This window comes from Mesorhizobium sp. B1-1-8 (genome assembly GCF_006442795.2).
Classification (GTDB): Bacteria; Pseudomonadota; Alphaproteobacteria; order Rhizobiales; family Rhizobiaceae; genus Mesorhizobium.
Map to the genome: position 1 here is coordinate 3,251,000 of NZ_CP083956.1, position 26,996 is coordinate 3,277,995.

Annotated in this window: 23 protein-coding genes; 7 read left to right on the forward strand and 16 right to left on the reverse strand. The window is 63.7% G+C overall.

The window, feature by feature from the left end; translation table 11 throughout:
• Positions 1–86: 86 nt before the first annotated feature.
• From FJ974_RS15720 to FJ974_RS15740, 5 genes are all read right to left on the reverse strand, one after another.
• Complete coding sequence (locus tag FJ974_RS15720) at positions 87–764, reverse strand: DUF1345 domain-containing protein (protein WP_140532834.1); 678 nt, start codon at positions 762–764, stop codon at positions 87–89.
• Between the two features lie 25 nt (positions 765–789).
• Positions 790–1,257: a YaiI/YqxD family protein gene (locus FJ974_RS15725; RefSeq protein WP_140532835.1), complete on the reverse strand. Its 468-nt coding sequence runs from the start codon at positions 1,255–1,257 to the stop codon at positions 790–792.
• A 12-nt stretch (positions 1,258–1,269) separates the two neighbouring features.
• Positions 1,270–1,998 carry a hypothetical protein gene (locus FJ974_RS15730; RefSeq protein ID WP_140532836.1) on the reverse strand — a complete coding sequence of 243 codons (729 nt, stop codon included), beginning with the start codon at positions 1,996–1,998 and terminating at the stop codon, positions 1,270–1,272.
• Between the two features lie 113 nt (positions 1,999–2,111).
• On the reverse strand, positions 2,112–2,681 hold the full coding sequence (gfa, locus tag FJ974_RS15735; RefSeq protein WP_140532837.1) for an S-(hydroxymethyl)glutathione synthase: 570 nt from the start codon (positions 2,679–2,681) through the stop codon (positions 2,112–2,114).
• An 83-nt stretch (positions 2,682–2,764) separates the two neighbouring features.
• Positions 2,765–3,892 (reverse strand): S-(hydroxymethyl)glutathione dehydrogenase/class III alcohol dehydrogenase, encoded by a 1,128-nt coding sequence (locus FJ974_RS15740; RefSeq protein WP_140532838.1) that lies wholly within the window; start codon positions 3,890–3,892, stop codon positions 2,765–2,767.
• Positions 3,893–4,150: 258 nt separating this feature from the next.
• Between FJ974_RS15740 and FJ974_RS15745 the strand changes: the two genes are divergently transcribed.
• Both FJ974_RS15745 and dnaE read left to right on the forward strand, forming a co-directional pair.
• Complete coding sequence (locus tag FJ974_RS15745) at positions 4,151–6,163, forward strand: acetyl/propionyl/methylcrotonyl-CoA carboxylase subunit alpha (protein ID WP_140532839.1); 2,013 nt, start codon at positions 4,151–4,153, stop codon at positions 6,161–6,163.
• 94 nt (positions 6,164–6,257) lie between these two features.
• The gene (dnaE, locus tag FJ974_RS15750) at positions 6,258–9,770 is read left to right on the forward strand and encodes a DNA polymerase III subunit alpha (protein ID WP_181177086.1); all 3,513 of its coding nucleotides are present in this window, start codon (positions 6,258–6,260) and stop codon (positions 9,768–9,770) included.
• A 1-nt stretch (position 9,771) separates the two neighbouring features.
• Here dnaE and FJ974_RS15755 read toward each other — a convergent pair whose 3' ends face one another.
• Positions 9,772–10,656 (reverse strand): DMT family transporter, encoded by an 885-nt coding sequence (locus tag FJ974_RS15755; protein ID WP_140532841.1) that lies wholly within the window; start codon positions 10,654–10,656, stop codon positions 9,772–9,774.
• Here FJ974_RS15755 and FJ974_RS15760 point away from each other — a divergent pair.
• Positions 10,644–11,351 (forward strand): hypothetical protein, encoded by a 708-nt coding sequence (locus FJ974_RS15760; protein ID WP_319023037.1) that lies wholly within the window; start codon positions 10,644–10,646, stop codon positions 11,349–11,351. The genes FJ974_RS15755 and FJ974_RS15760 overlap by 13 nt on opposite strands.
• Positions 11,352–11,377: 26 nt before the next feature.
• Here the strand turns inward: FJ974_RS15760 and FJ974_RS15765 are convergent, their stop codons facing one another.
• The gene (locus FJ974_RS15765; RefSeq protein ID WP_140532842.1) at positions 11,378–12,706 is read right to left on the reverse strand and encodes a DNA polymerase IV; all 1,329 of its coding nucleotides are present in this window, start codon (positions 12,704–12,706) and stop codon (positions 11,378–11,380) included.
• A gap of 65 nt (positions 12,707–12,771) precedes the next feature.
• Here FJ974_RS15765 and FJ974_RS15770 point away from each other — a divergent pair, with 65 nt between their 5' ends.
• Positions 12,772–13,347 carry a GNAT family N-acetyltransferase gene (locus FJ974_RS15770; RefSeq protein WP_140532843.1) on the forward strand — a complete coding sequence of 192 codons (576 nt, stop codon included), beginning with the start codon at positions 12,772–12,774 and terminating at the stop codon, positions 13,345–13,347.
• 126 nt (positions 13,348–13,473) lie between these two features.
• Entirely contained in the window at positions 13,474–15,012 is a 1,539-nt protein-coding gene (locus tag FJ974_RS15775; protein ID WP_140532844.1) for a hypothetical protein, read from the forward strand.
• A 166-nt stretch (positions 15,013–15,178) separates the two neighbouring features.
• Here FJ974_RS15775 and FJ974_RS15780 read toward each other — a convergent pair whose 3' ends face one another.
• A complete protein-coding gene (locus FJ974_RS15780) occupies positions 15,179–15,832 on the reverse strand; it encodes a hypothetical protein (RefSeq protein WP_140532845.1) in 654 nt (217 codons plus the stop codon).
• Entirely contained in the window at positions 15,829–16,128 is a 300-nt protein-coding gene (locus FJ974_RS15785) for a DUF3572 domain-containing protein (protein WP_140532846.1), read from the reverse strand. The genes FJ974_RS15780 and FJ974_RS15785 overlap by 4 nt, the downstream gene beginning before the upstream one ends.
• A gap of 242 nt (positions 16,129–16,370) precedes the next feature.
• Here FJ974_RS15785 and FJ974_RS15790 point away from each other — a divergent pair, with 242 nt between their 5' ends.
• Together FJ974_RS15790 and FJ974_RS15795 are read left to right on the forward strand one after the other, a co-directional pair.
• Complete coding sequence (locus FJ974_RS15790) at positions 16,371–16,742, forward strand: response regulator (RefSeq protein WP_027166515.1); 372 nt, start codon at positions 16,371–16,373, stop codon at positions 16,740–16,742.
• Positions 16,743–16,769: 27 nt separating this feature from the next.
• A complete protein-coding gene (locus FJ974_RS15795) occupies positions 16,770–18,143 on the forward strand; it encodes a PleD family two-component system response regulator (protein WP_140532847.1) in 1,374 nt (457 codons plus the stop codon).
• Positions 18,144–18,567: 424 nt separating this feature from the next.
• Here FJ974_RS15795 and rpmG read toward each other — a convergent pair whose 3' ends face one another.
• From rpmG to topA, 7 genes are all read right to left on the reverse strand, one after another.
• Positions 18,568–18,735 carry a 50S ribosomal protein L33 gene (gene rpmG / locus FJ974_RS15800; RefSeq protein ID WP_006201775.1) on the reverse strand — a complete coding sequence of 56 codons (168 nt, stop codon included), beginning with the start codon at positions 18,733–18,735 and terminating at the stop codon, positions 18,568–18,570.
• A gap of 185 nt (positions 18,736–18,920) precedes the next feature.
• The gene (locus FJ974_RS15805; protein WP_140532849.1) at positions 18,921–19,379 is read right to left on the reverse strand and encodes a hypothetical protein; all 459 of its coding nucleotides are present in this window, start codon (positions 19,377–19,379) and stop codon (positions 18,921–18,923) included.
• Between the two features lie 101 nt (positions 19,380–19,480).
• Positions 19,481–20,656, reverse strand: coding sequence for an MFS transporter (locus tag FJ974_RS15810; protein ID WP_140532850.1), 1,176 nt, complete (start codon positions 20,654–20,656; stop codon positions 19,481–19,483).
• A 19-nt stretch (positions 20,657–20,675) separates the two neighbouring features.
• Positions 20,676–21,416: an NUDIX hydrolase gene (locus tag FJ974_RS15815; protein ID WP_140532851.1), complete on the reverse strand. Its 741-nt coding sequence runs from the start codon at positions 21,414–21,416 to the stop codon at positions 20,676–20,678.
• 83 nt (positions 21,417–21,499) lie between these two features.
• Complete coding sequence (locus FJ974_RS15820) at positions 21,500–21,946, reverse strand: DUF983 domain-containing protein (protein WP_140532852.1); 447 nt, start codon at positions 21,944–21,946, stop codon at positions 21,500–21,502.
• Positions 21,946–24,252: a ribonuclease R gene (gene rnr / locus FJ974_RS15825; RefSeq protein WP_140532853.1), complete on the reverse strand. Its 2,307-nt coding sequence runs from the start codon at positions 24,250–24,252 to the stop codon at positions 21,946–21,948. Before rnr ends, FJ974_RS15820 begins: the two co-directional genes overlap by 1 nt.
• 5 nt (positions 24,253–24,257) lie before the next feature.
• The gene (gene topA, locus FJ974_RS15830) at positions 24,258–26,879 is read right to left on the reverse strand and encodes a type I DNA topoisomerase (RefSeq protein WP_140532854.1); all 2,622 of its coding nucleotides are present in this window, start codon (positions 26,877–26,879) and stop codon (positions 24,258–24,260) included.
• Positions 26,880–26,996: the final 117 nt, after the last annotated feature.

A 26,996-nucleotide genomic window follows, 5' to 3' on the forward strand; every position in this document is an offset into this window, starting at 1 on the left:
GCCGCATGACGCGCGGCGTCTCAGAACACTGTCTTCTCTCCAATACGTCACCGCGCAAGGCGATGTTTCGTGCGATCACGAATTTATTACGGGGCGCCCAGGCTGACCGCGAGATTGACCGCCGCGGCGAGGATCACCGCGTTGAAGAAGAAGGTCAGGATCGAATGCACAAGCACGACAAGGCGCATTTGCGAGGTCGTGATGGCGGTGTCGGCCGTCTGGGCGGTCATGCCGATGACCGTCGCGAAATAAAGGAAATCCCAGCCTTCCGGCCGTTTGTTGCCGGGAAAGTCGAGGCCGCCGACAGGCATCTTCTTCCTGGTGCCGACATCGATCTCATCGCCGTCCTTCCAGTAGACATGCGCGTAATGCAACGCCGCCATGGCATGGATGGTGAACCAGCCGAGCGGGATCGACAGCATGGCGAAGCCGAGCTGCAAAGGATGCACGCCATCCTTTCGATTGATGAGCAGAAACAGCGAGATGATGGCAGCACCGACGACGAAGAGCGTGACGGCGAAGATCAGCAACACCGGCAGGTCGGTGGCGCGGGCGTTCTTGCTGAGATAGCGGCCGGTGAGCTTCGGCATCTGGATAAGCACAAGAGCGATATAGGCGGCGAAGAACACATTGGCGCCGATGGAGTAGGGGAGCGGCGCGCGCAACAGCAGTGCGAGCAGCAGCGCGACGATGCCGATCGCCGCGGCTAAGGCAAACTGCACGTGCCGATGCATCGGCGTCTTGGCGGATGTGTCTTCGACCATGGGCCAGCTTCCGAAAGATCTCGGATCAGCCCGGTGTGGCGGATTTGAGCGCCCTCCGCAAGATACGGTCGAGCTGGCCGAGAAAGCGCGAGCGGTCCTGCGGTGTGAAGGCGGCGTTGAAGCCGCGGCTTTCGCCGGTCTCGCGCAGATGCTGTTTCAGGTCGCGCATCGCCACCGCCATGCCGATGGTTTCCGGCGTGAAGGGGCGACCGGTGGGCCCCAGCACATGCGCGCCAATCGCCACCGTACGCGCGGCCAGCGGGATGTCAGCCGTGATCACGATGTCGTTAGGCTTGACGTTCTCGACGATCCAGTCGTCGGCGGCGTCGGCACTTTTCGACACCACGACATTGCGGATCATCGGATCGCGCGACGGTCGCAGGCCGCCATTGGAGACATAGGTGACGACGAGGCCATGACGCTCCGCGACCTTCTCGACCTCTGCCTTGACCGGGCAGGCGTCGGCGTCGACGTAGATCAATGGAATGTCGATCGGTGTCTCCCGCTATTGGTCGTCGGGCGCGAGTTCGACAAGCAGCCGGGTCACGATGGTGTCGCGCAGGACGATGCCCTCCGGCAGCCCGGCCACGGTCACCGCGACCAGGCGCGAGACGTTTTCGGACTGCATTTTCTTCAGGGCTTCCACGTTGCTCGCCTTATCGAAGATGGATTTGTCGGAGAAGCCGCCGATCTTTGTTATTTCTGTTGGCGACGAGCCGCCGATCGCGCTCATAAACGGTTGCGTTTGCGCTGCATCCTGCAACAGGGACAGCACGGCGCTGCCCTTGGCGGAGCTTACATATTTGCCGTCCTGATCGACGACAATGACAGTCATTTCCGGATCGATCCGCGACAAGGCGGTAATGTATTCCACGATGATCTGCGCTTGATAGTAACCACCGCGTCCGAGCTGCAAGGTCAAAGCGATCGGGTTGCCGGGCACCAGTTTCTTGAGCAGCGCTTGAAGCTCATCCTCGCCGCCCTTGGGGACCAGATCAGCCTTCAGGATCGGCAAGGGTTCGATCGTCTTGCGAGCCTCGGCGCGAAATTTCGCGCCCCATCCGCCCGGCGCAGTGAATTCGGTGATCTGTCCCGACACGACACCGTAGGCCAGCAGCGGGATGATCAACAAGGCAATCAGCGTCACGCTGTCGCCGAGCGAAAACCGTTTGATGCCATAGGCCAGCGCCAGCCCGATGACGAGCACTGCCGCCGCGATCAAAAGCGCCTGCATCCGCCTCACCTGCTCTCCCGCTGTCAGGCCACGAGCGATCATCTTTCGATGGCCCGTGGCCTGATTCCATGAGGCATTTCACACAAGGCCGTTCTGGCCTGTCCGTGACGCCGTCAGGCCGGAAGCGCCCCGGACCTCTTCGCAGTCCAGGTGGCGATGTAATCCATCAGGCCGGGGTTGAGGCAGTCATAGGGTTCGAGCCCGATCGACTTCAGCTGGCCGCGGATGCCGTCCATGCGGCTCGGGTCGACACCCGATTCGATGATCGAGGAGACAAAGGCGGTGAAGCCCGGCGGCGACCAGCCGTCCTCCTCGAAGCGCTCGGGGTGGATGAAGGACAGGCCCTTGAAGGGATGGTCGCGTTCGACCGGGCCGTGCATGTGGACGCCGCAGCCGGTGCAGGCATGGCGCTGGATCAGCGCCGCCGGGTCGACCACCTTCAGCTTGTCGCCGTTCTCGGTGACGGTGACGTCGCCCGTGCCGGCGACAGCCACGACCGAGAAGATGGCGCCTTCCGGCTTCCAGCACTTGGTGCAGCCGCAGGCATGGTTATGGGCGATCTGGCCCTTGACCTTCACCTTCACCGGATTGCTGGTGCAGAGGCAGACCAGCGTGCCGCCGGCAAAGTCCGCTCTTTCCTTCGGCAGGCCGTTGTCGATCTTCGGATGCAGTTTTTCAGCCATTTTCTCTCCTCCCTTGTTTCAGTTACAGGCCATGTTTGACCACAGCGGTCGCAGGCTGGCTGGCCGGCGACATGTGGTTGTCTTCAGTAAACCACGACACTTCGGATCGACTTGCCCTCGTGCATGAGGTCAAAGCCCTTGTTGATGTCCTCCAGCTTCAGTGTGTGGGTGATCATCGGGTCGATCTCGATTTTCTTGTCCATGTACCAGTCGACGATCCGCGGCACATCGGTGCGGCCGCGCGCGCCGCCGAAGGCGGTGCCCATCCAGGTGCGGCCGGTGACCAGCTGGAACGGCCTGGTCGAAATCTCCTGGCCGGCGCCGGCGACACCGATGATGACCGACTTGCCCCAGCCTCGATGCGAGGCCTCCAGCGCCTGGCGCATCACCTTGGTGTTGCCGGTGCAGTCGAAGGTGTAGTCGGCGCCGCCGATCTGGTCGGCGCCGCGCTTGGTCATGTTGACCAGGTAAGGCACGATATCGCCGTCGATCTCCTTCGGATTGACGAAATGCGTCATGCCGAACTTCTCGCCCCAGGCCTTCTTGTCGTTGTTGACATCGACGCCGATGATCATGTCGGCGCCGGCAAGACGAAGCCCCTGGATGACGTTCAAGCCGATGCCGCCAAGGCCGAAGACCACCGCCGTGGCGCCCTGCTCGACCTTGGCCGTGTTGATGACCGCACCGATGCCGGTGGTCACCCCGCAACCGATATAGCAGATCTTGTCGAAGGGCGCGTCGGGATTGACCTTGGCCACCGCGATCTCCGGCAGCACGGTGAAATTGGAGAAAGTCGAGCAGCCCATGTAATGAAAAAGCTTTTCGCCGCCGACCGAAAAGCGCGAGGTGCCGTCCGGCATCAGGCCTTGCCCTTGCGTGGCGCGGATGGCGGTGCACAGGTTGGTCTTCCTCGACAGGCACGAAGGGCACTGCCGGCATTCGGGCGTATAGAGCGGAATGACATGGTCGCCCTTCCTGACCGAGGTGACGCCCTTGCCGACATCGACGACGACGCCGGCGCCCTCATGGCCGAGGATGGCCGGGAACAGGCCTTCCGGATCGGCGCCCGACAGCGTGAACTCGTCGGTGTGGCAGATGCCGGTCGCCTTCACCTCGACCAGCACCTCGCCCTCGCGCGGGCCCTCGAGGTCGACCTCCATGATCTCCAGCGGCTTTCCGGCTCCAACGGCGACTGCGGCACGCGTTTTCATCAGGCAATTCCTCCCAGGGCAATCCGTATGTATCAGGTTACGGCAGGCGCAAGGCCTGCCCGGCGAGGCAATGCCTGCCGTCTTTTGTGGACCTGTCGTCACCTTATCGAGTTCTTTGAAATCGGCCAACTTCCCTTGCGACGTTTTTCGCCGCGGCAGTCGCAATTTGGGCCGGGCGGACGCGAGCGGGCCCGGCCACTTGAGACATAGCGGGATTGTCCATAGAACTGGGCCGCTTCGCCGGAGGACGACATCCGAATGTTCAAGAAGATCCTGATCGCCAATCGCGGCGAGATTGCCTGCCGTGTCATCAAGACGGCGCGCAAGATGGGCATCGCCACCGTCGCGGTCTATTCGGATGCCGATCGCGACGCCGTGCATGTCGAGATGGCCGACGAGGCGGTGCATATCGGCCCGTCGTCGGCCGCGCAGAGCTATCTCGTGGCGGACAATATTATCGCCGCCTGCAAACAAACCGGGGCGGAAGCGGTGCACCCCGGCTACGGCTTCCTGTCGGAGCGCGCCTCCTTCTGCGAGGCGCTGGAAAAGCAGGGCATCGTCTTCATCGGACCGAAGCCGAAAGCCATCAAGGCGATGGGCGACAAGATCGAATCGAAGAAGTTCGCCAACGCCGCCAAAGTGTCGACCGTGCCCGGCTGGCTCGGCGTCATCGAGGATGCCGACCATGCCGAAAGAATAGCCGGCGAGATCGGCTATCCGGTGATAATCAAGGCTTCGGCCGGCGGCGGCGGCAAGGGCATGCGCATCGCCTGGAGCAAATCGGAAGTGCGCGACGGCTTTGAGCGGGCGCGCTCCGAGGCCAGGAGCTCGTTCGGCGACGACCGCGTCTTCATCGAGAAGTTCGTCGTCGAACCGCGCCACATCGAGATCCAGGTGCTGGCCGACGCGCATGGCAACGCGCTCTATCTCGGCGAGCGCGAATGCTCGATCCAGCGCCGCAACCAGAAGGTGGTCGAGGAGGCGCCGTCGCCGTTTCTCGACGCCAAGACCCGCAAGGCGATGGGCGAGCAGGCAGTGGCGTTGGCCAAGGCCGTCGACTACCAGAGCGCCGGCACGGTGGAATTCATCGTCGACACCGGGAAGAACTTCTATTTCCTTGAAATGAATACGCGATTGCAGGTCGAGCATCCGGTGACGGAACTTGTCACCGGCATCGATCTGGTCGAACAGATGATCCGCATTGCCGCTGGCGAAAAGCTCGGCATCAGACAGAGCAGCGTGAAGCTCAATGGGTGGGCGGTGGAAAGCCGGCTTTATGCCGAGGATCCTTATCGCAATTTCCTGCCGTCGATCGGCCGGCTGACCCGCTATCGGCCGCCGCAGGAGGGGACCTTCGGCGATATTGTGATCCGCAACGACACCGGCGTCACCGAGGGCTCCGATATCTCGATGTTCTACGATCCGATGGTGGCAAAGCTGTGCACCTGGGCGCCGACCAGGCTGGCGGCCATCGATGCCATGTCGGAAGCGCTCGACAGCTTTATCGTCGACGGCATCGAGCACAACATCCCGTTCCTGGCGGCGCTGATGCAGCATCCGCGCTGGCGCGAGGGGCGGCTGTCGACCGGCTTCATCGCGGAGGAATATCCGCACGGCTTCGCGCCGGTCGAACCCAATCCCGAGGAAAGGGCGGTATTTGCCGCGATCGCCACCACGATCGAATTGCTGCGCCGCGACCGGCTCGACCGGCTGAGCGGCCGACTGGCGCCGCATTCGGGCCACCTCAAGCGCGACTGGGTAGCCAAGATCGGCGCGGATTATTTGTCCGCCAGCATTGTCGACGGCATGATCTCGATCCCGATAGAGGTCGATCTGTCGATCGACGGCGGCAAGCCTTTGACGGTCACGTCCGATTGGCGGCCGGGCGACGCAATCTGGCAAGGCACGGTCGGCGGCAACAGGATAGCGGCGCAGATCCGGCCGGTGCCGAACGGGCTTCGCATCGCCTGGAAAGGCATGTCGGTGGCGGCGCGCGCCATGCTGCCGCGCACCGCCGAGCTCGAAAGGCTGATGCCGGAGAAACTGCCGCCGGATACGTCGAAAATGCTTCTCTGCCCGATGCCGGGTCTGGTCGTGTCGATCGCCGTCGCCGAGGGACAGGAGGTCAAGGCCGGCGAGACGCTGGCCGTGGTCGAGGCGATGAAGATGGAAAACGTGCTGCGCGCCGACCGCGACCTCACCGTGGCAAAACTCAACGCCAAGCCCGGCGAGAGCCTCGCCGTGGACGCGGTGATCATGGAGTTTGCTTGAGTTTCGCTGGCAGGCGGCTCGGCGGACGACTAGATTAGGGCCGAGCCGAGATTCTCAAGGACAAGCAAAGGCCTGGCCGGTGGCAGACACAGCAATGATACGCGATCCGCTGAAGCGGGAAGCTAACGAAAGGACGAACCGGCCGGAAGCGCCGGCGCGGCCGTTCATCCATCTGCGCGTGCATTCGGCCTATTCGCTGCTGGAAGGCGCCCTGCAGCTCGGCGCCATCGTCGGCCATGCGGTCAAGGACGAGGCGCCGGCGATCGCGGTGACCGACACCAACAATCTGTTCGGCGCGCTCGAATTCGCCCAGAAGGCGGTCAAGGACGGCATCCAGCCGATCATCGGCTGCCAGATCGACCTTGCTTTCGCCGGTGAGGCGACCGAAGCGCAGCGCGACCGCCGCCGGCATGGGCCCGAAATGGCGCCGATCGTGCTGATCGCCGCCACCGAAGCCGGCTACGGCAATCTCGTCCGGCTGGTCAGCAAGGTCTATCTGGAGACGCCGCCAGGCGAGCCGGTGCATCTGACCAGCGCGATGCTGGAGGGACAGTGCGACGGGCTGATCTGTCTCACCGGCGGCCCGCGCGGCCCGATCGGCACCGCCTTGAAGGCCGACCGGCGCGATCTCGCCGAGCAGCGGCTGCTCCATCTCAAGGCGCTGTTCGGCGACCGGCTCTATGTCGAACTGGAACGGGTGGCGGGCTATGACCGGATGGTCGAGAAGTCGACGGTCGACCTTGCCTACAGCCACGACCTGCCGCTGGTCGCCACCAACGAGGCCTTCTTCTCGCAGCGCGAGGACTATGAGGCGCATGATGCGCTGATTGCCATTGCCGAGGGTTCGGTGGTCGCCGCCGACGATCGCCGGCGGCTCTCCACGGACAATTTCCTGCGCGGCCAGGCCGAAATGGCGCGGCTGTTTTCCGACCTGCCGGAAGCGATCGACAACACGGTCGAGATCGCGCTGCGCTGCTCCTATTATCCGAAGAACCGCAGCCCGATCCTGCCGCGCTTCACCGGAGCCGATACCGCCGACAAGGACGCGGCGGAAAAGGCGGAAGCCGCGGAGCTCGCCCGCCAGGCGCGTGAGGGGCTGGACGCACGGCTTGCCGCGCATGGCCCAACGCCAGGCTATACGGTCGAACAGTATCGCGAGCGGCTCGAATTCGAACTCGGCATCATCGAGAAGATGAAATTCCCCGGCTATTTCCTGATCGTTGCCGACTTCATCAAATGGGCCAAGGCGCAAGGCATTCCGGTCGGGCCGGGTCGCGGTTCGGGCGCCGGCTCGCTGGTCGCCTATTCCACCACCATCACCGACATCGACCCGCTGCGCTTCTCGCTGCTGTTCGAGCGCTTCCTCAACCCGGACCGCGTCTCGATGCCGGACTTCGACATCGACTTCTGCCAGGACCGGCGCGAGGAGGTCATCCGCTACGTCCAGCAGAAATACGGCCGCGACCAGGTCGGGCAGATCATCACCTTCGGCACGCTGCAAGCCCGCGCGGTTCTGCGCGACGTCGGCCGTGTGCTGCAGATGCCTTACGGCCAGGTCGACAAGCTTTCGAAGATGGTGCCGCAGAATCCGGCCAATCCGGTCAAGCTCGCGGACGCCATCGCCAACGAGCCACGCTTTGCCGAGGAGGCGGAGAAGGAGCCGATCGTCCAGACGCTGCTCGATACGGCGCAGAAGCTCGAAGGCCTCTATCGCCACGCTTCCACACATGCCGCCGGCATCGTCATCGGCGACCGGCCGCTGTCGGAACTGGTGCCGATGTACCGCGATCCGCGCTCCGACATGCCGGTCACCCAGTTCAATATGAAATATGTCGAGCAGGCGGGACTCGTAAAATTCGACTTCCTCGGCCTGAAGACGCTGACCGTGCTGGAGACGGCGGTGAAGCTGATCCGCCGGCGCGGCGTCGACATCGATCTGGCGACAATCCCGCTCGACGATCCCGAGACCTATTCCATGCTGTCGCGCGGCGAGGTGGTCGGCGTGTTCCAGGTGGAAAGCGCCGGCATGCGCAAGGCGCTGATCGGCATGCGGCCGGACTGCATCGAGGACATCATCGCGCTGGTGGCGCTCTACCGTCCCGGCCCGATGGAGAACATCCCGACCTACAACGCCAGAAAGCATGGCGAGGAGGAGATGGCCTCGATTCATCCCAAGATCGACCATCTGGTAAAAGAGACGCAAGGCGTCATCGTCTACCAGGAACAGGTGATGCAGATCGCGCAGGAGCTGGCCGGCTATTCGCTCGGCGAAGCCGATCTTTTGCGCCGCGCCATGGGCAAGAAGATCCGCGCCGAGATGGACAAACAGCGCGAGCGCTTCGTCACGGGCGCGGTCGAGCGCGGCGTCAGCAAACCGCAGGCCGACTTCATCTTCGACCTTTTGGCGAAGTTCGCCGACTACGGCTTCAACAAGTCCCATGCCGCGGCTTATGCGGTGGTCTCCTACCAGACCGCTTACCTCAAGGCCCATTACCCGGTCGAGTTCCTGGCCGCGTCGATGACGCTCGACATGGTCAACACCGACAAACTGGCCGATTTCCGCCAGGATGCGCTGCGCCTCGGCATAGAGGTGGTGGCGCCGTCGGTGATGACCAGTTTTCGCGCTTTCGAGGTCGGCGAGAACAAGATTTTCTATTCGCTTGCCGCGCTCAAGGGCGTCGGCGACGCTGCGGTCGAGCACATCGTTGAGAAGCGTCGCGAGAGCCCGTTCACCAGCCTTGCCGATTTCTGCGAGCGGGTCGACCCGAAGATCGTCGGCAAGCGCGTTTTCGAAAGCCTGATCATGGCCGGCGCGCTGGACTGCTTCGGGCACGACCGCGCCGCCATGATGGCCGGCGTCGAACGGATGATGGGGCTGGCATCGCTGGCGCAGCAGAACGCCATCTCCGGCCAGGCCGACATTTTCGGCGCTTCGCTTGGGAGCCAGTCGCAGGCGCTCAATCTGCCGGCGGCCGAACCGTGGCTCGCGGCTGACAAGCTGCATCGTGAATTCCAGGTGGTCGGCTTCTACCTCTCGGCGCATCCGCTCGACGAATACAAGGCCGCACTCGAGAAGATGCGGGTGCAGAACTGGGCGGAATTCTCGGCCGCGGTCAAACGCGGCGCCGCCGCCGGCCGGCTGGCCGGCACCGTCACCACCAAGCAGGAGCGCAAGACGCGCACCGGCAACAAGATGGGCGTCGTGCAGTTTTCCGACACGACGGGACAATATGAGGCGGTGCTGTTTTCCGAGGGCCTGGCGCAATATCGCGACATGCTCGAGCCCGGCCGCTCCGTGGTGATCACGGTTTCGGCCGAGGACAGGCCGGAAGGCGTCAACCTGCGCATCCAGACGGTGCAGTCGCTGGAGGACGAAGCAAGCCGCATCCAGAAGGCGTTGCGCATCTTCCTGCGCGATGCCGCGCCGATCGGCACGCTGGCCAGCCAGCTTGTCGTGAAGGGCGAAGGGCAGGTGAGCTTCGTGCTGATCAAGGAAGCCGGCCAGGGCGAGGTCGAGATCGAGCTGCCCAACCGCTATCGCATCTCGCCGCAGGTCGCCTCGGCCATGCGCGCGGTGCCGGGCGTGGTGGAAGTGGAACTGGTGTAGATCAGGAAACGGCGGCTTCCGCTTCCGCCTGCGGCGCCCTGCGCTGCAGATTGAGCAGATTGCCCATCAGGATGAGCATGGCGCCGCCGGCGGTGAAGGCGTCGATCTGCTCGTGGTAGAGCAGCCAGCCGATCAGCGCCGACAGCGGGACGCGCAAAAAATCCATCGGCGAGATGATGGTGGCGTCGGCATAGGCGAGTGCGCGGGCCATGCAGAAATGCGACGACATGCCGGAAAAGGCGATAAGCACGATCCACGGCCATAGGTCGAGCGGCGGATTGCGCCATTCGTAAAGTGCCGGGACGAGGCCGATCGCCGACTGGATAATCAGCATCCAGAAGATGATGCGCACGACGCTGTCGGTGCGCGTCAGCGACTTGATCAGAACAATCGATATGCCAAAGCAGACCGCCGCGCCGAGCACAAAAAGGTGACCCGGGTTGACCGAGCCGGCGCCGGGGCGGACGATGATCACCACGCCGATCAGCCCGAGCACGATTGCGGCGAGCTTTGGCCGGGAGAGCCTCTCGCCGAGAAAGCTGACCGCCAGAATGGCAGTCCAGATCGGCGTCGTGAATTCGACCGAGATCAGCTCCGCAAGCGGGATCAGTGTCAGCGCGTAGAGCCACGCCGCCTGGCCGGAATAATGGATGACATTGCGGGCGATATGGGCAAGCGGGCGTTTGGTGCGCATCGCCGCGAAGCCGCCGCTCATCATCACCAGCGGCAGCAGGATGAAGAAGCCGATCACCGAGCGCAGTTCCAGCACCTGGAAGACGTTGAGCTCGGTCGTGGTGGCGCGGCCGGCGACCGACATTGCCAGGAACGAGGCGATCGACAGCGCCATCCAGAACGCGGCTTTGGGGATCGAGGGTGAAGGCGCCATGGGCGCTGTGTCGCAAGTCGGCTGCCTCGCCGCAATCGTTAGCGGAAGCATTCGACTGGGCCAGCGAACCCGTGTCAAAAAACAGTCATGCGGAAGGCGGAACCTGCCGACAGGGGCGCTCGTTGAGTCCACGCTTTCAGCCTTTCCCCCGCGGGGAAGCTGCAACCTCGCGATGGCGAGAGGGGATTTTCATGAAATCAGCCGCAGCTTCGCTGGTCGCCGCCTTTCTGCTCAGCGCGACCGCGGCGCATGCCGACGAAGCAGGTTTCCTGCGCTCGCTGCAGGGAAAATTTGCCGGCAACGGAACGGTCAGAATCAGGACCAATTCTCCGGTGATGAACATCTCCTGCACGTTCACCTCGGACGCGACGACGGATTCGCTGTCGCTGGACGGCACCTGCCGCGCCATGCTGATCATGACACGCGAGATCCGCGCCGACCTGAAAACCGACGGGACGAGCTATACCGGCACCTACGTCGGCTCGCGAAGCGGCCCCGCGGGCCTCAGCGGTAGCCGCTACGGCAACGCCATCAATCTCGGCATTCACTGGGCGAAAATCGTCAACGGCGACCGCGACGCCGAGCTTACCGTCGAAAAGACCGGTCCGGATGAGATGCGAATGACGGTGACCGACATGGATCCGAAAACCGGCAAAATGGTTGTCACGAGTCAGATCGATCTTAAACGCAGCTGATATATCAATGATATTTCAGGCTGGAGTCATTCCTCCTGCGGCTCTGGCGGATTGGCGCTGCGGCCTTTGCCGAACGTATAGCCTGTCTCGACGGCCTTCCTGCCGAACTTGCCGCGCAGCGTGTCGATCGCGCCTTCGGCAAGCGCGCGCTTGCGCGACTGGACGTCGACCAGATCGGGCGGATCGGCCTTGCCGTCGTCGGAGAGATCGCTGACGCCGATGCCGAGCAGCCGGAACCTGGTGCCGTCAGTTTCGCGGCGCAACAGGTCGAGCCCGGTCTCGAAGATCCTGTCGGCAAGACGGGTGGGGTCGCCAAGCTGGCGATTGCGGGTGCGCAGCTTGAAATCCTGTGTCTTGAGCTTCAGCACGACAGTGCGTCCGGCGATGCCCGATTTCTTCAGCCGCGCCGAGACTTTTTCCGACAGGCCGCGCAGCACCGGTACCAGTTCCGCCAACGAGGCGATGTCGGTATCGAAAGTGGTCTCTGCCGACACGCTCTTCGCGTCGCCGCCCGGATCGACGCGGCGGTCGTCTTCACCGCGCGAGAGCCGGTAGAGCCGGTCGCCCATCACACCGTAGCGGCGCATCAGTTCGCCACGCTCCATGCGTTGCAGCTGGGCGATCAAGCGGATGCCGTCGCGCTCCAGCGTGGCGGCCAGAGCCCTGCCGACGCCCCAGATCAGCGTCACCGGTTGGGCTGCGAGGAAAGCCGGCGCTTCCGCCTCGCCGATCACCGACAGGCCGCGCGGCTTGCGGAAGTCCGACGCCACCTTGGCCAGGAACTTGCAGTAGGAGAGGCCGGCCGAAACGGTGATGCCGATTTCCCTTTCCACCGTCAGCGCGAAGCGCGCCAGCACCAGCGCCGGTGGCATGCCATGCAGGCGCTCGGTGCCCGCGAGGTCGAGAAACGCCTCGTCGATCGACAGCGGCTCGACCAGCGGCGTCAGCGCCTGCATCAGCGCGCGCACTTCGCGGCCGACGCGGACGTATTTTTCCATGTCGGGCGGGATGACCGCCGCTTCCGGGCAGAGCTCCAGCGCCTTGAACATCGGCATGGCCGAGCGCACGCCGTGGATGCGGGCGATGTAGCAAGCGGTGGAGACGACGCCGCGCCGGCCGCCACCGACGATCACCGGCCGGTCCTTCAGCGCCGGATTGTCGCGCTTTTCGATCGCCGCGTAGAAGGCATCGCAGTCGATATGGGCAAGATGCAGCCGGTAGAGTTCCGGGTGGCGGGCAAGCCGCGGGCTGCCGCAGCGCTCGCAGCGGCGCATCTCTGCGCGCTGGAAACCCAGGCAGTCGCGGCAAAAACCGTGTTCGGGATTGTTGACAGGAGCCGCCATCGCTGCGAACATAAAGAGAACAAACGCAATGGTACGACAGTGCAGCCCAAGCAACAAGGCTAGCCTGGGGAGAAGTCATGGGTACGACCATAGCGCCGCTGGCGCCGGAGCTTTGGGTGGATTTCGAAGATCTTTTCGGTAAGCAGGGCGCCTGCTACGGCTGCTGGTGCACGCATTTCCGGCTGACGCCGGCGGAGCGCCGGGCGAGCGACAGGGAGCGCAACAGGGATCACATCAAGGCGCGCATCGAAGCCGGCCCGCCGCCGGGGCTTCTGGCGTTCGAGGACGGCAAGGCGGTCGGCTGGATGCAGATCGGTCCGCGCGCCGACGTGCCCGAGTGGAACAACCATGGCAGGGGCTCGGCACCGGTCGATCCGGCCGATGCCGGCGACCCGGGCGTCTGGGCGATCTCGTGCTTCTTCATCCGCGTCAAGGCGCGTGGCAGGGGCATCACCCACCGCCTCGTCGAGGGCGGCATCGCCTTTGCCCGCGACAATGGTGCAAGGCTGCTCGAGGCATGCCCGATCGATCTGTCGCGCGATTCGCGCTCGATCGGCCTGTTCGTCGGATCGTCGCGGGTGTTCGAGAAAGCGGGCTTCGAAAGGCTTGTGGAACGCAAGCCCGGCCGCCCGCTGATGCGGCTGGTGCTTTAGGCGCCGACGCGCCTAGTGCTTTAGCCGAATGAGTTTTTAGCCTACAGTCGGCGTCTTGCGGCTGTTACGCTTCTTGCCTACCAGAAGCATGAATATTTTCGTCTTCCGAAATCACGGAGAACCGACGTGAAGCGTATTTTGCCATTTGCCTTTGCCCTTGCGCTCAGCGCGCCGGCTTTTGCCCAGACCGTCGACAATCAAGGCGCCAAAGAGCTGTCCGACAATCTGGCGCGCTATTTCGGAAAGCAGGCATTCGACAAAGGCGTGCTGAAGGTTTCGGTCGAGGGCGACGCCTACAAGATTGCCTTCGACGTCAAAGCGCTCGTCAATGCGCTGCCGGAACAGAAGCTCCTGAAATTCGACATGGCGCCATATGCGCTGATGGTAAAGCCGCGCAGCGACGGATCATGGGATGTCTCGTCAAATTTTTCGCAAGGCGGATCGTTCGAGTTCGACGGGCCGAAAGGCCATCAGAGTATGGAGTTCACGGTCAAGGACGGCAAAGTAACTGGCGTCTACGATCCGGCCCTTGCGGCATTCACTAGCGGAACAAGCTCGTTGGCCGGGATGACCATGACGTCGCGGGAAGCCAAGCAGCAGGCTGATGTCTCAACGGGCGCCGGCACTGCCACCGTTACCGCGACCAAGTCCGCCAATGGCGGTGTCGACTTCACAGCCACGCAAAAAGTCTCGAGCTTCGTCGAAATGATCAAGGTCGATGATCCCGAAAAAGGATTGAACTTCCCGGTTACGCTGAAAACGCCGGAACTGTCGGTGGATGCGAACGGAAAGGGTGTGCGGACGAAGCCGCTGCTCGATCTGCTTGCCTTTGCCGTGGCCAATGAGGACGAAGCCAAGCTCAAGGCTAACCAGGCCGAGCTCAAATCGTTGATGCTGGCCGCACTGCCCATCTGGGAAAGGGTCGATGGCAATTACGGTTTCAAGGATTTCGAGGTGGACAGCCCTGTCGGCAAATTCGGAGCGACGCAGTTCAGCACCGCATTCGGCATGGACGGCGTCTCCCAGAACGGCAAGGTTGATTATGCGATCAAGGCTACTGGCCTGACAATCCCGCGGCAGACCCTGCCTGAATGGACGTTGCCGCTGTTGCCCACAGACATCGATCTGAACTTCGGCGGCGCCAATATCGATCTCGATACGATGGCGAAAAAGGCGATCGAAGCCTTTGATCTCAATAAGAATCCGCCGCTCTCGGATGAATTCGGCAAGGCTCTGGTCGCCGATTTCAAGGCCAAAAATCCGAAGGTCGTCATCGGGCGCAGCACGGTGAAGAATGGCGACGTCGAACTCGCGATGGAAGGCGAGATGACGTTTCCCGGCGAAAAACCCGATGCGACCGTGACCGTCGACATCGGCGGTTACGACAAGATCGTCGACGCCCTGAAAGAAGGGGCCAAAAGCGATGAGCAAATGGCGCAGGCCTTTCCGTTTGCACTGGCCGTCAAAGGTTTTGGCAAGACGCTGCCGGACGGTCGGCTGGAATGGGTGATCAACACCAAGGCCGATGGATCCGTCACGGTCAATGGCGCCATGCTGAAAGGTCCTGACGCCGTGCAGGACGACAGCGCGGGCCAGGACGACAATTCGGATCAGGACGGCGGCACGGACGACAATGGCGGGGCGGGCGCGAAGCTGAAGCCCTGACGCTAAAGCATGCCGCATGACAATGGATTCACGCGATATGCTTTAGGCCTTTTATTTCAAGTATGTCTTTGTCCCGAAACCGCTGCACACTTTCGGGAGATATGCTTTAAGTATTTGATTTCGCGCAATTCCGGTCGGAAATCGCCGTGCGGTTTCGAGAAGCTGCTTAGAGCCCAAGCGCGGTTGCGATCTTCGGCGCAGCCTCGCGCCAATCCTCAAGGACGGTGATATCTTCAGATACCGCCGGCAGGAAGGCGCGCAGCGATTTCTCGGCCATCAGGTGGAAGAGATGGGCGTCCGCCACAGAATTGCGCACCGACACCAGATTGGATGGCTGGTCGTCGACGAAGGCGACCGGCCTGCCTTTTTCGCCGCGCAATTTGGCGACGGCCGGACCTTTGGCCATTTCGGTGGTCAGCAGCGGATAGTTCAGGCCCAGCGCATCGAGATGGGCCCGGCGCACGGCGCGATGCTTGTGCGGCATCGCCGTCAGCATGACGATTTCGGCGCGCTCGCCAAGCGTCGCCAGCGCTTCCGCAGCACCCTCGGTGACGCTTTGCCAATCGGCCTGGGCATCGAAGAATTCGCCGAGAAGCGCCGTCACCTCGGCCTGCTCGATCAGCCGGCCGCTCGCCTTCTCGGCAATGTTGCCGATGAGCCGGAACGAGGCGAGCGTCAGCCCGAAGCCGCGCGACCTCAGGAAATGCGGAAAAGGCCGGATGAATTCGAGCACGACGTCGTCGACGTCGAGCACCAATAGCGGCCGGTCGTCGGCGGCAAGCTCCTCGATCTGTCGCGCCGTCTCGGGATCGTCGCTCATGTCGAGCGCTCGTGATCGTCATTGCCGAGCGGCAACGCCCGCAGGGCCTTGGCGATCGCTGGGGGCGGCGTTCCGGTTTCCTCGGCAAAGCGCAGCAGCGTCGGCTCGTGGGCGAGGATGAACTGCAGCACGCCGGCAAGGAATCCCGGCTCCTGCGCCGCCTTGCGGATCGACTGCGCCTCGATGCCGGTGATCGCCAGGAAGCGCGGCAAGAGCTCAGGATCGGCGGCGACGAAGGCCAGCGCCCTGACGGCGATGGTTTCCGCCTCCTCGCGCATTGACGCTGCGTTTGCCATCATTACCTTTGGAGTGCATGGAGTTTTTTGAGTCTCTCTCCGCAGTAATGGCAAGCGTCGCTTGCGGCAAGTCTCCGCCCGCTTCAGTGCAGCGCCCGAGGCTGGAATCCGGACTATTTTTGCGGGCGCCGGTTTCCGTTTCGTCAATCATATCGGCGTAGAGTGAATGCGGGTTGGATGCGATCCGGAAGGGGCGCATAACGACGGTCTTCAGCCCTGAAGGCGGTCGGGACGGGAAACTGATGGCTAAGAAGGTCATGATCGTCGAGGACAATGAGCTCAACATGAAGCTCTTTCGGGACCTCATCGAAGCCAGCGGTTATGAGACGGTTCGCACACGCAACGGCCTGGAAGCACTGGATCTGGCGCGCCAGCACCGGCCGGACCTGATCCTGATGGACATCCAGTTGCCCGAAGTGTCGGGCTTGGAGGTGACCAAATGGCTGAAGGAAGACGACGAATTGCATTCCATACCGGTCATCGCCGTCACCGCCTTCGCCATGAAGGGCGATGAGGAGCGCATTCGCCAGGGCGGCTGCGAGGCCTATATTTCCAAGCCGATCTCGGTGCCGCGCTTCATCGAGACGATCAAATCCTATCTGGGCGATGCCTGATGCGCAGCCAAGCCGGAGCCTTTTGAAATGACCGCGCGGATCCTCGTCGTCGACGACATCCCGGCCAATGTGCGGCTGCTGGAAGTGCGCTTGCTCGCCGAGTATTTCGAGGTGTTGACGGCCGCCAACGGCCCGGATGCGATCGAGACCTGCGAGAACGGCAAGGTCGACGTCGTGCTGCTCGACGTGATGATGCCGGACATGGATGGGTTCGAGGTCTGCCGGCGGCTGAAGAGCGATCCGGCGACCTCGCATATTCCAGTCGTCATGATCACCGCGCTCGACCAGGTTTCGGACCGGGTGCGCGGGCTGGAAGCCGGCGCCGACGATTTCCTGACCAAGCCGGTCAACGATTTGCAGCTGATGACACGGGTAAAGAGCCTCGTCAGGCTGAAATCGCTGACCGACGAATTGCGGCTGCGCGCCTCGACCACCCGCAACATTGGCATCGAGGAGCTTTTGAGCCGCGATTTCGCGACGGAAGATGTCAGGCCCAGGGTGCTTCTGATCGATGAGCGCAAATCGTCTTTCGAGCGCATCCAGAAGATGCTGCGCGACAGCGCCGAGGTCCATGTGGCGGCCGATCCGAATGCCGGACTTTTCCAGGCCGCCGAGACGCCTTACGAATGCGTGCTGATTTCGACGAGCTTCACCGATTTCGATGCCCTGCGGCTCTGCTCGCAGTTGCGCTCGCTCGATCGCACACGGTTCCTGCCGATCATTCTTCTCGCCAACCAAGGCGAGGAGGGTCGAATCCTCCGCGGCCTCGAACTCGGCATCAACGACTATCTGACGCGGCCGATTGACCAGCACGAATTGACGGCGAGGCTGCGCACGCAGGTGCGGCGCAAGCGCTATAACGACCAGCTCCGCGCCAGCGTCGCCCAGACCATCGAGATGGCGGTGATCGATGGGCTGACCGGCCTGCACAACCGCCGCTACCTCGACAGCCATCTGCAGACGCTGTTCGACCGCGCCGTGGCGCGGCGGCGGCCGCTGTCGGTGATGATCACCGATCTCGACCGCTTCAAGTCGATCAACGACGCCCACGGTCACGACGGCGGCGACGACGTGCTGCGCGAGTTTGCACGGCGGCTGCGCAAGAATGTGCGTGGCATCGATCTCGCCTGCCGCTTCGGCGGCGAGGAGTTTGTCGTGGTCATGCCGGACACCGACGGGATCGTCGCCGAGAAGGTGGCCGAGCGCATCCGCGCCGAGATCGCCGAGATGCCTTTTGCCGTCGGAACCGAGGGTAAGACGATCGAGGTGACCGTCAGCGTCGGCGTATCGTCGGTGCTGAAGGGCGCCGACACCGTCGCGGCGCTGATGAAGCGCGCCGACCTTGCCCTTTACGAGGCCAAAAGCGGCGGCCGCAATCGCGTCGTGGCCAAGGCGGCCTGACGCTGGGCGGTAACCGCCGAGCCAATACGACACGGTTAGGAATTTACCTTAATCCAAGCGATTCCCCAGCTGTGGTTAAGAAATGGTTGATTTTCATACGTTCTTGCGCAAATCTGCGGCGCATAGACCGAAGACGAAGCCGGCACGAGGGTAGACGCCCGGCTCGATCCGAAAAATACCCCATGATGCTCAGGTCCGCCGCATCTCCTGGGTCCGTGGGGTCGGCCGGCCGGCGCTGGCACATAGTGGCCTCCTCGTACCGCTGCCAAACGCCGACCGGCCCCCTCTATCACAAAAACCAAGATCAGGATCCCGCGCCAAGCGGCGAGGGGGCCTGCATTTTTGCGCGGTCGGCAGTGCGATGCCACCAAAACAAAAACGCCGCCCGATGGGCGGCGTTTCGAAATGGCGGTTGGAAACCGGATTACTTGATCTTGGTTTCCTTGAACTCGACATGCTTCTTGGCGACCGGGTCGTACTTGCGGAACGACAGCTTGTCCGTCTTGGTGCGGCTGTTCTTGCTGGTCACGTAGAAGAAACCGGTGTCGGCGGTCGACAGAAGCTTGATCTTGATGTTTGCGGCTTTGGCCATGATGTTCGTCCGTTAATGTTCGTGGAGTTTTGGCCGCTGGAGCACGGGGAAAACACCCGGACGCGGGAAACTTGCCGCGACACATAAAGAACGCGTTCGGAAAGTCAAGCCCGGCCGGCCGTTACCTGCTCCTATACGCCCGCCGCCGCCGGCTCCTGCCAAAGCGGCGGCGCTGCTCAAGCGCCTCAAGCGTCCGCGTCGATCAACATCCCCGGCTTCTTCCAGTCGCCCGTCGTGTTCCACCAACGGTGCGGGTTGGCGCGGTCGTCGAGGCCCTTGGAGCGGCTGGCAAGCAGCGGCTGGATGCGGATCACCGGCTCCTGGTAGGAATGGGCCTGGAATATTGCCTCGACGACGCGGGCGGCAAGCGCCTGGTCGTCGGCGATTTCAAAAGACACCTCGACGGTGCCCGGCCGCCGGCGCAACTCCGTCTCGGCGCCCGCGGCAGCACCCTCCAGCGGCCGGTAGCGCTCGATGCCTTGCGCCGACTGGAAGGCGTTGCTGTCATATTTGCCCATGCGCAGCGGCGTGATCGCCACCACCGCTTCCATGATGCGCTCGATATCGGCTACCGGCGCCTGGAAGGTGACCAGAAGAAGCAATTCCATCCTGAGGGATCTGGTTTCAAAGCCACTGTCGATCATTGATCTGTCCTCACACTCTTCCTGCGTTTGGAACTGAGGTATAGCAGGGGTGCTGCTGACACGGTGATGTCAGCATTGGCCAACGCGGCGACGAGATTTTTTCAGAGGATCTTGCGCACCAGCCTGACGCTGACCAGGGCCATGTAGGCCGCAAAGAACAAAGCGAGCGACCAGCCGAAGCCCGAGGGGCCGAAGGCATCCATGCCGATACCGATCGCCTGCGGGCCAAGAACCATGCCGACGCCGTAGCAGAGCACGAAGGCGGCATTGGCCGACGCCAGTTCGTGACCCGACAATTGCGAGCCGAGATGGGCAAGGCCGATGGTGTACATGGCCGCGACGACGCCGCCCCAGACGAACAGGAGCGCGGCCATCAGGTGCCAGTTCTGCGCGAAATACGGCATGAAGACCGTTCCGATGAGCCCCACGGTGGCGCAGGCCAGGAGAAGGTAGCGGCGGTCCGAGACGCGGTCGCTGATCATGCCGATCGGGATCTGCAGCAGCACGTTGCCGAGGCCGATCATCGTCAGGAGCAGCGCGGCATCAGCCTCGGAATAGCCGATGCGGTTGCCATAGACCGGAAACAGCGAAAAACCGCCGGTCTCGACCGCGCCGAACACCAGCACTGCGAAGGTCGCGGTCGGCACCAGCCAGATGTAGCGCAGGAAGTGGCTGGTCTCGCTGTCGGCGACGATCATCGGGCTCTCGTTGCGCGCCGCGATAACGGGAATGGCGGCCAGCGTCACCAGCCCTATGGTGACGCCGAAAGGCAGGAAGCCGCTCGAGCCGAGATGAGCGAACAGCCAGGGTCCGGCGGCAAAGCCGAGCGACAAAACCGTGGCATAGACGCCGAGCACGAGGCCGCGCCGCTGTGCCGGCGCCGAGGTGCTGATCCAGAATTCCGACAGGATGAACAGCACCGTCAGCGAGATATGCAACACGACACGCAGCGGAAACCACATCCAGAAATCCGGCGCGAAGTGAAACCCGACGAAGGCGAGCGCGCCGGCGGCGATCATCAAAAGCATCGTCCAGGCAACGCCGAGCCGCATGGCAAGCGGGGTGGCGAGCGGCGCGCCGGCGATCGAGGCAAGGCCGGCGACGGCGGTGTTGAGGCCGATCATCGAGGCCGAATGACCGCGCGTCTCGAGGATGACGCTGAGCAGCGGCATGCCGAGGCCGATAGCGATGCCGACGACGCTGATCGACGAGATCGCCGCGATCATCGGCAGCCAGTGTATGCGTTCGTCGCCCTGTTGCTGGGTATCGACCGTCATGGGATCAAAATGCTCTGTTCTAAAGGACTTCGCGGACGAAGCGGTTGCGGACAAGCCGGAAGAACGGCACCGCGCCGCCCGGACGCAGCAAGGGATCATGGGCGAGCCGCTTTTCCAGTTCCTCCAGGATCATGCGGGTAATATCTGGAATATCGACCTTGCGGGCTTCGACGAGCGGCAGCCAGACGAGCTCCTCCAGCTCGTCGGTCGGGCCGCCACCCGGCAATTCGACGGCGACGTCGTCGCGCCAGGCGCTGAAGAAGCGGGTGTCGAAGCGGCGCACCCGGTTCGGCGGGGTGATGGCGCGGGCAATAAAACGCAGGATGTCCAGCGACGGCGCGACGCCATGCTCGACGAAACCCTGCCAGTCGCGCCTGGCGGTCGCGAAGGGGCCTTTGCGGCCGAGCAGCAGGCCGGCTTCCTCATAGGTTTCGCGGATCGCCGATAAGGCGATAGCGCGCGCCCGCGCGGGGCTCGCGCGGCCCGGACCGCTCGCCAGCCTCGCTTCTTCGTCGCGATGCAGCGAGGCGGCGACGGGAATGCGGCTGTCGGCCGGATCGGTGCGGCCGCCGGGAAAGACGAACTTTCCCGGCATGAAGGCATGGCCTGCATGGCGCCGGCCCATCAGCACTAGGACATCGCTGCCCCTGCGGTCGAGCAGGATGAGCGTCGCGGCATCGCGCGGACGCAGCGGCCGGCCGCTGTGCACAGCCAAGCTCCTGTCCAGCTTGTCGACATCCGCCTTGGTCATTGCTTCCATGCGCTCGACCTAGCGGAAACTTCTTGGCAGGGAAAGTGGCTTGCGTGTTCGGGCCTTTGAACCAACCCGGATCAACGTGCTGCTCAAGCTCCGGGATGCGGCTCGAACCCGTCCTTCTCGCCGCCGAAGCCGTGCATATAGAGCGCCCATTGCAGACCGATGACGGCGCCTTTGACCGGCTGCAGCAGCGCCACCGACAGGACGATGGTCAGCGGCACCCAGATCAGCACGTGCTGCCAGGTCGAAAGCGTGGCGGTGGCCTCGACGGCCATGAAGGTGCCGAGCACGATATGGCCCACGATGACGATCACCAGATAGGCGGGGAGGTCGTCGGCGCGGTGGTGGAAAAGCTCCTCGCCGCAGACGCTGCAGTTGTCGACGGTTTTGGTGAAGCCGCGAAACAGCTTGCCCTCGCCGCAATGCGGGCAGCGGCCGAGCAGGCCGCGCTTCATCGCCGTCCACAGCGGGCGCGCGACGCGGCCGGAGTGATGTTCGCCGCCGAAAACCTGGTCTTCCATCTGCAATGCCATCATCGTCTCCTGCCGCGCGAGCCCGGACGCGATTGCGACGCGCGGGCGCGGCCTTTTGCCTTGTGAAACGACCGTTTGGAGCCGGGGAGGGGCTTCGGGTCGGTCAGCATCTCGAAACGCATCGCGCCGGCCATCGGCGCAACCTCGATGAGGCGAACCTCGACGCGATCGGCAAGCTGATAGCCCTTGCCGGTGCGTTCTCCGAATAGCGAGCGGGCGGTTTCGTCGTATATATAGTAATCGCCGTTCAGGCTTGACACCGGGATGAAACCATCAGCGCCATACTGCGGCAATTGGACAAATAGTCCCGCCTTGGTGACGCCCGAAATGCGCGCGTCGAAAGTGTCGTTGATGCGCTCGGCGAGATAGGCGGCAACCAGCCGGTCGACCGTGTCGCGCTCGGCGGCCATGGCACGGCGCTCGGTGGCCGAGATCAATGCCGAGACCTCCTCCAGCCGGTCGGCTTCCTGCTGGGTCAGGCTGCCTTGGCCGAGGCCGAGCGCGGCAATCAGCCCGCGATGCACGATCAGGTCGGCGTAGCGGCGGATCGGCGAGGTGAAATGCGCGTAGCGTTTCAGGTTGAGGCCGAAATGGCCGATGTTCTTCGGCGAATATTCGGCCTGGCTCTGCGAGCGCAGCACCACTTCGTTGACCAGCGCCTCGTTGTCGGCGCCGCGCACGCGCTCCAGGATGCCGTTGAATTGGCTCGGCCGCATCTGCGCGCCGCGCGCCAACGACAGGCTGAGGGTTGCCAGGAATTCGCGCAGCGATTCCTGCTTGGCCAGCGAAGGCGCGTCGTGGATGCGGTAGACCAGAGGCTCTTTCTTAGCCTCCAGCGTCTCGGCCGCCGACACATTGGCCTGGATCATGAACTCTTCGATCAGCTTGTGGGCGTCGAGGCGCTCGGGCACGACGACGCGGTCGACGGTGCCGTCGTCTTTTAGCAGGATCTTGCGTTCCGGCAGGTCGAGCTCGAGCGGCTGACGGCCGTCGCGGCCGCGCTTCAGCACCGCGTAGGCGGCCCAAAGCGGTCTCAGCACCGTATCGAGAATCAGTCTCGTCTTGTCGTCCGGGGCGCCGTCGATCGCCGCCTGCGCCTGTGGGTAGGCCAGCTTGGCCGCCGATTTCATCATGACGCGGTGGAAGGTGTGCCTGAGCTTGCGGCCTTCCGCCGAGAAGGTCATGCGTACGGCAAGCGCCGGCCGGTCCTCGCCTTCGCGCAGCGAGCAGAGGTCGTTGGAAATGCGCTCCGGCAGCATCGGCACGACACGATCCGGGAAATAAACCGAATTGCCGCGCTTCAGCGCTTCGCGATCGAGCGGACTGCCGTAGCGGATATAGGCGGCGACATCGGCGATCGCGACAGTGGCGATGACGCCGCCGGGGTTTTTCTCGTCCGGATCGGGTATGGCGAACACCGCGTCATCGTGGTCCTTGGCGTCCGCGGGATCGATGGTGACCAGCGGCAGGTCGCGCCAATCCTCGCGGTGAGCAAGCGTCGCCGGCCTCATCGCTTCGGCTTCGGCGAGGACGTCGGCCGGGAAGATATGCGGAATATCGTGAGCGTGGATGGCGATCATCGAGACCGCCTTCTCGCTGGTCAGCGAGCCCAGCACTGCCAGCACTTTCGCGCGCGGCAGCCCGTAGCGGGAGGCCCGCGCCGGCTCAACCTCGACCAGGTCGCCGTTTTTGGCGCCGTTCTGGAATTCCTTGTCGACGACCAGTTCAGGCTGGCGCCGTTCCACCGGCTCGATACGGAAAGTTCCGTCCTTCAGCACGCGAAAGACGCCGAGCACGGCCTCGCTGCGCTTCTCGAAGATCTTCATCACCCGTCCGGTGTAGGCCGGCCCGGACGGATCGTCGGTCGGGAATGTCTTGGCAAGTACGCGGTCGCCGATGCCGGGAACCGGGCCGCTGGCGCCGCGCGAGATACGGATGGAGATGACGGGCGGCGAGCCGGCGCCGGTGTATTCGCTCGGATGCGCCAGAAGTGCGCCGTCGGCGTCGCGGCCGAATATGTCGAGCACCGCGACATGCGGCACGGCGCCCACGCGACTGAGCCGCTTGCGTTCCTTGGTCAGCAAGCCTTCGTCCTGCAGGTCGCGCAAAAGGTCCTTCAGCCAGGTGCGGTCCTCGCCGCGCAGCGCAAAGGCCTTGGCGATTTCACGCTTTCCGGAACGATCCGGGTTCTCGGCGATGTAGCGCAGGACCTCGTCGCGCGAGGGCCGGTAGTTGTCCTTGACCTTGGCCCTGGTGTCGGCGGTGCGCGGATCGCCGTGGCTTCTTCCGGAGATCCTGCGCGCCACGCCTGCTATCCCTGTTTTCTGGCGGCGGGCTTCCTGGCCGCCGTCTTCCTGGCGGCGGGCGCCTTGGCCGCTGCCGCCTTGCGGAACGGTTTCTTGCCGCCGCCGCCCTTGGCTTCCTTCTCGGCAATCAGGGCCAGCGCGTCTTCCATGGTCACCGATTGCGGGTCCTTACCCTTGGGCAGAGTGGCGTTGACCTTGCCGTAGTTGACATAGGGGCCGTATTTGCCGTCGCGAACGACGATCTTGCCGCCGCCGTCGGGATGATCGCCAAGCTCCTTCAGCGCCGCCGGCGTGGCGCCATTGCGGCCGCCCTTGGCTTTCGACTGCTTCTCGGCGATGACCGAGACCGCGCGGTTCAGGCCGATCGAGAACACGTCCTCGATGCTTTCCAGATTGGCGTAGGTCCCGTCATGCAGCACGAACGGACCGTAGCGGCCGAGGCCGGCCGAGATCATCTTGCCCGATTCGGGATGCTTGCCGACGTCGCGCGGCAATGACAGCAGCGCGAGCGCCTTTTCATGGTCGATCGAATCGGGCGTCCAGCCCTTGGGCAGGCTGGAGCGCTTGGCGTCCTTGCCTTCGCCGCGCTGGATATAGGGACCGAAGCGGCCGCTGCGCAGCGTGATCTCCTCGGCCGTGTAGGGATCCTTGCCGAGCAGCCTGACACCGTCCTCGCCATTGCCGTTCTCGCCATTGGGGTTGGCGGCGTCGCCGAGCTGGCGGGTGTAGGAGCATTCGGGATAGTTCGAGCAGCCGACGAAGGCACCGAACTTGCCGAGCTTCAGCGACAGATTGCCGGTGCCGCATTTCGGGCAGATGCGCGGATTGGAGCCGTCCTCACGCGCCGGAAACACCAGCGGGGCCAGTTCCTCGTTGAGCGCGTCGAGCACGTCGGAGACGCGCAGTTCCTTGATGTCGTCGACGGCGCCGGAGAAATCCTTCCAGAAGTCGCGCAGCACGTCCTTCCAGGCGAGCTTGCCGTCGGAAATCTCGTCGAGCTTTTCCTCTAGAGAAGCCGTGAAGTCGTATTCGACATAGCGCTCGAAGAAGCTTTCGAGGAAAGCCGAGAGCAGGCGCCCCTTGGCCTGCGGCACCAGCTTGCGCCGGTCGATGGTGACGTAGTCGCGGTCTTCCAGCGTCTTCAGGATCGCCGTATAGGTCGAGGGCCGGCCGATGCCCAATTCTTCCAGCTTCTTGATCAGCGACGCCTCGGAATAGCGCGGCGGCGGCTCGGTGGTGTGCTGGGTGGCGTTGATCGCCCGGCGGGCAAGCTGCTCGCCGGAGCGGATCTCGGGCAGGCGACGGCTTTCCTCGTCCTCGGCGTCCTCGTCCTTCTGCTCGGTGTAGGCGGCGATGAAGCCGTCGAAGCGGACGACCGAGCCGACGGCGCGCAGCTCGGCTGTGCGGGCGCCGTTGAGCGCCTCGATCTCGACCGTGGTACGCTCTATCTCGGCCGGCTGCATCTGGCTGGCGATGGCGCGCTTCCAGATCAGCTCGTAGAGCCGGGCCTGGTCGGCATCGAGATATTGCCGCACTGACGCCGGCGTGCGCATGAAGTCGGTCGGCCGGATCGCTTCGTGCGCTTCCTGGGCGTTCTTGGCCTTGGTCGTGTAAAAACGCGGCTTTTCCGGCAGATATCTTGCGCCGAATTCCTTGGCGATAGCGGCGCGGGCAGCCTCGATCGCCTCAGGCGCCATCTGCACGCCGTCGGTTCGCATATAGGTGATCAGGCCTGCGGTCTCGCCGCCGATATCCATGCCTTCATAGAGCCGCTGCGCGACCTGCATGGTGCGGGTGGCCGAAAAGCCGAGGTTGGAGGAAGCGGCCTGCTGCAGCGTCGAGGTGGTGAAGGGCGGGCCGGGATTGCGCTTGGTCGGCTTGGCTTCGACCGACAATGCCCTGAAGGTCGCGCCCTCCAGCATCGCCTTGATGTCGTCGGCCTGCGCCTTGTTGGCGATGTCGAGCTTTTGCAGCTTCTTGCGCTCGAAGGCGGTCAGGCGCGCTTCGAAATTCTCGTTGCGCGGCGTGCCGAGGATGGCGGCGATCTGCCAGTATTCCTCGCGGATGAAGCGCTCGATCTCGGATTCGCGGTCGCTGACCAGGCGCAGCGCCACCGACTGGACGCGGCCGGCCGAGCGGGCGCCGGGAAGCTTGCGCCACAGCACCGGCGAGAGCGTGAAGCCGACGAGGTAGTCGAGCGCGCGGCGGGCAAGATAGGCGTCGACCAGCGGCGCGTCGATCTGGCGCGGATGGGCCATCGCGTCCAGCACCGAAGCCTTGGTGATGGCGTTGAAGACGACGCGGCTGACCGGCTTGTCCTTCAGCGCGCGCTTCTGCCGCAGCACTTCCAGCACGTGCCAGGAGATCGCCTCGCCTTCGCGATCCGGGTCGGTGGCGAGGATCAGCCCGTCGGCGTCCTTGACCGCCTTGGCGATGTCAGCGAGGCGCTTGCCCGAGGCGGTGTCGACCGACCAGGACATGGCGAAATCCTCGTCCGGACGCACCGAGCCGTCCTTGGCCGGCAGATCGCGGACATGGCCGAACGAGGCCAGGACCTTATAGTTCTTGCCGAGATATTTGTTGATTGTCTTCGCCTTGGCCGGCGATTCGACGACGACGACGTCCATGAGGTCTCTTATCAGCTGTGAGGCGGCGGAAGAACTCCGCAACGCCGCGACGAAATCCCGCTCTTTTCGTCGCTCACATGGCCGTGCTTTTGCGATCGGTCAAGGGCAAGCGGCCAA

What these genes read in the sequence shown, in the direction of transcription:
- FJ974_RS15730 (WP_140532836.1), bottom strand. Translation starts at nt 1,998, where the DNA reads ATGCAGGCGCTTTTGATCGCGGCGGCAGTGCTCGTCATCGGGCTGGCG.
- FJ974_RS15795 (WP_140532847.1), top strand. Translation starts at nt 16,770, where the DNA reads ATGACCGCGCGGATCCTCGTCGTCGACGACATCCCGGCCAATGTGCGG.
- gfa (WP_140532837.1), bottom strand. Translation starts at nt 2,681, where the DNA reads ATGGCTGAAAAACTGCATCCGAAGATCGACAACGGCCTGCCGAAGGAA.
- FJ974_RS15770 (WP_140532843.1), top strand. Translation starts at nt 12,772, where the DNA reads ATGGGTACGACCATAGCGCCGCTGGCGCCGGAGCTTTGGGTGGATTTC.
- FJ974_RS15755 (WP_140532841.1), bottom strand. Translation starts at nt 10,656, where the DNA reads ATGGCGCCTTCACCCTCGATCCCCAAAGCCGCGTTCTGGATGGCGCTG.
- FJ974_RS15720 (WP_140532834.1), bottom strand. Translation starts at nt 764, where the DNA reads ATGGTCGAAGACACATCCGCCAAGACGCCGATGCATCGGCACGTGCAG.
- FJ974_RS15785 (WP_140532846.1), bottom strand. Translation starts at nt 16,128, where the DNA reads ATGGCAAACGCAGCGTCAATGCGCGAGGAGGCGGAAACCATCGCCGTC.
- FJ974_RS15745 (WP_140532839.1), top strand. Translation starts at nt 4,151, where the DNA reads ATGTTCAAGAAGATCCTGATCGCCAATCGCGGCGAGATTGCCTGCCGT.
- FJ974_RS15740 (WP_140532838.1), bottom strand. Translation starts at nt 3,892, where the DNA reads ATGAAAACGCGTGCCGCAGTCGCCGTTGGAGCCGGAAAGCCGCTGGAG.
- FJ974_RS15820 (WP_140532852.1), bottom strand. Translation starts at nt 21,946, where the DNA reads ATGGCATTGCAGATGGAAGACCAGGTTTTCGGCGGCGAACATCACTCC.
- FJ974_RS15790 (WP_027166515.1), top strand. Translation starts at nt 16,371, where the DNA reads ATGGCTAAGAAGGTCATGATCGTCGAGGACAATGAGCTCAACATGAAG.
- FJ974_RS15810 (WP_140532850.1), bottom strand. Translation starts at nt 20,656, where the DNA reads ATGACGGTCGATACCCAGCAACAGGGCGACGAACGCATACACTGGCTG.
- FJ974_RS15765 (WP_140532842.1), bottom strand. Translation starts at nt 12,706, where the DNA reads ATGTTCGCAGCGATGGCGGCTCCTGTCAACAATCCCGAACACGGTTTT.
- FJ974_RS15780 (WP_140532845.1), bottom strand. Translation starts at nt 15,832, where the DNA reads ATGAGCGACGATCCCGAGACGGCGCGACAGATCGAGGAGCTTGCCGCC.
- rpmG (WP_006201775.1), bottom strand. Translation starts at nt 18,735, where the DNA reads ATGGCCAAAGCCGCAAACATCAAGATCAAGCTTCTGTCGACCGCCGAC.
- FJ974_RS15815 (WP_140532851.1), bottom strand. Translation starts at nt 21,416, where the DNA reads ATGGAAGCAATGACCAAGGCGGATGTCGACAAGCTGGACAGGAGCTTG.
- FJ974_RS15805 (WP_140532849.1), bottom strand. Translation starts at nt 19,379, where the DNA reads ATGATCGACAGTGGCTTTGAAACCAGATCCCTCAGGATGGAATTGCTT.
- dnaE (WP_181177086.1), top strand. Translation starts at nt 6,258, where the DNA reads ATGATACGCGATCCGCTGAAGCGGGAAGCTAACGAAAGGACGAACCGG.
- topA (WP_140532854.1), bottom strand. Translation starts at nt 26,879, where the DNA reads ATGGACGTCGTCGTCGTCGAATCGCCGGCCAAGGCGAAGACAATCAAC.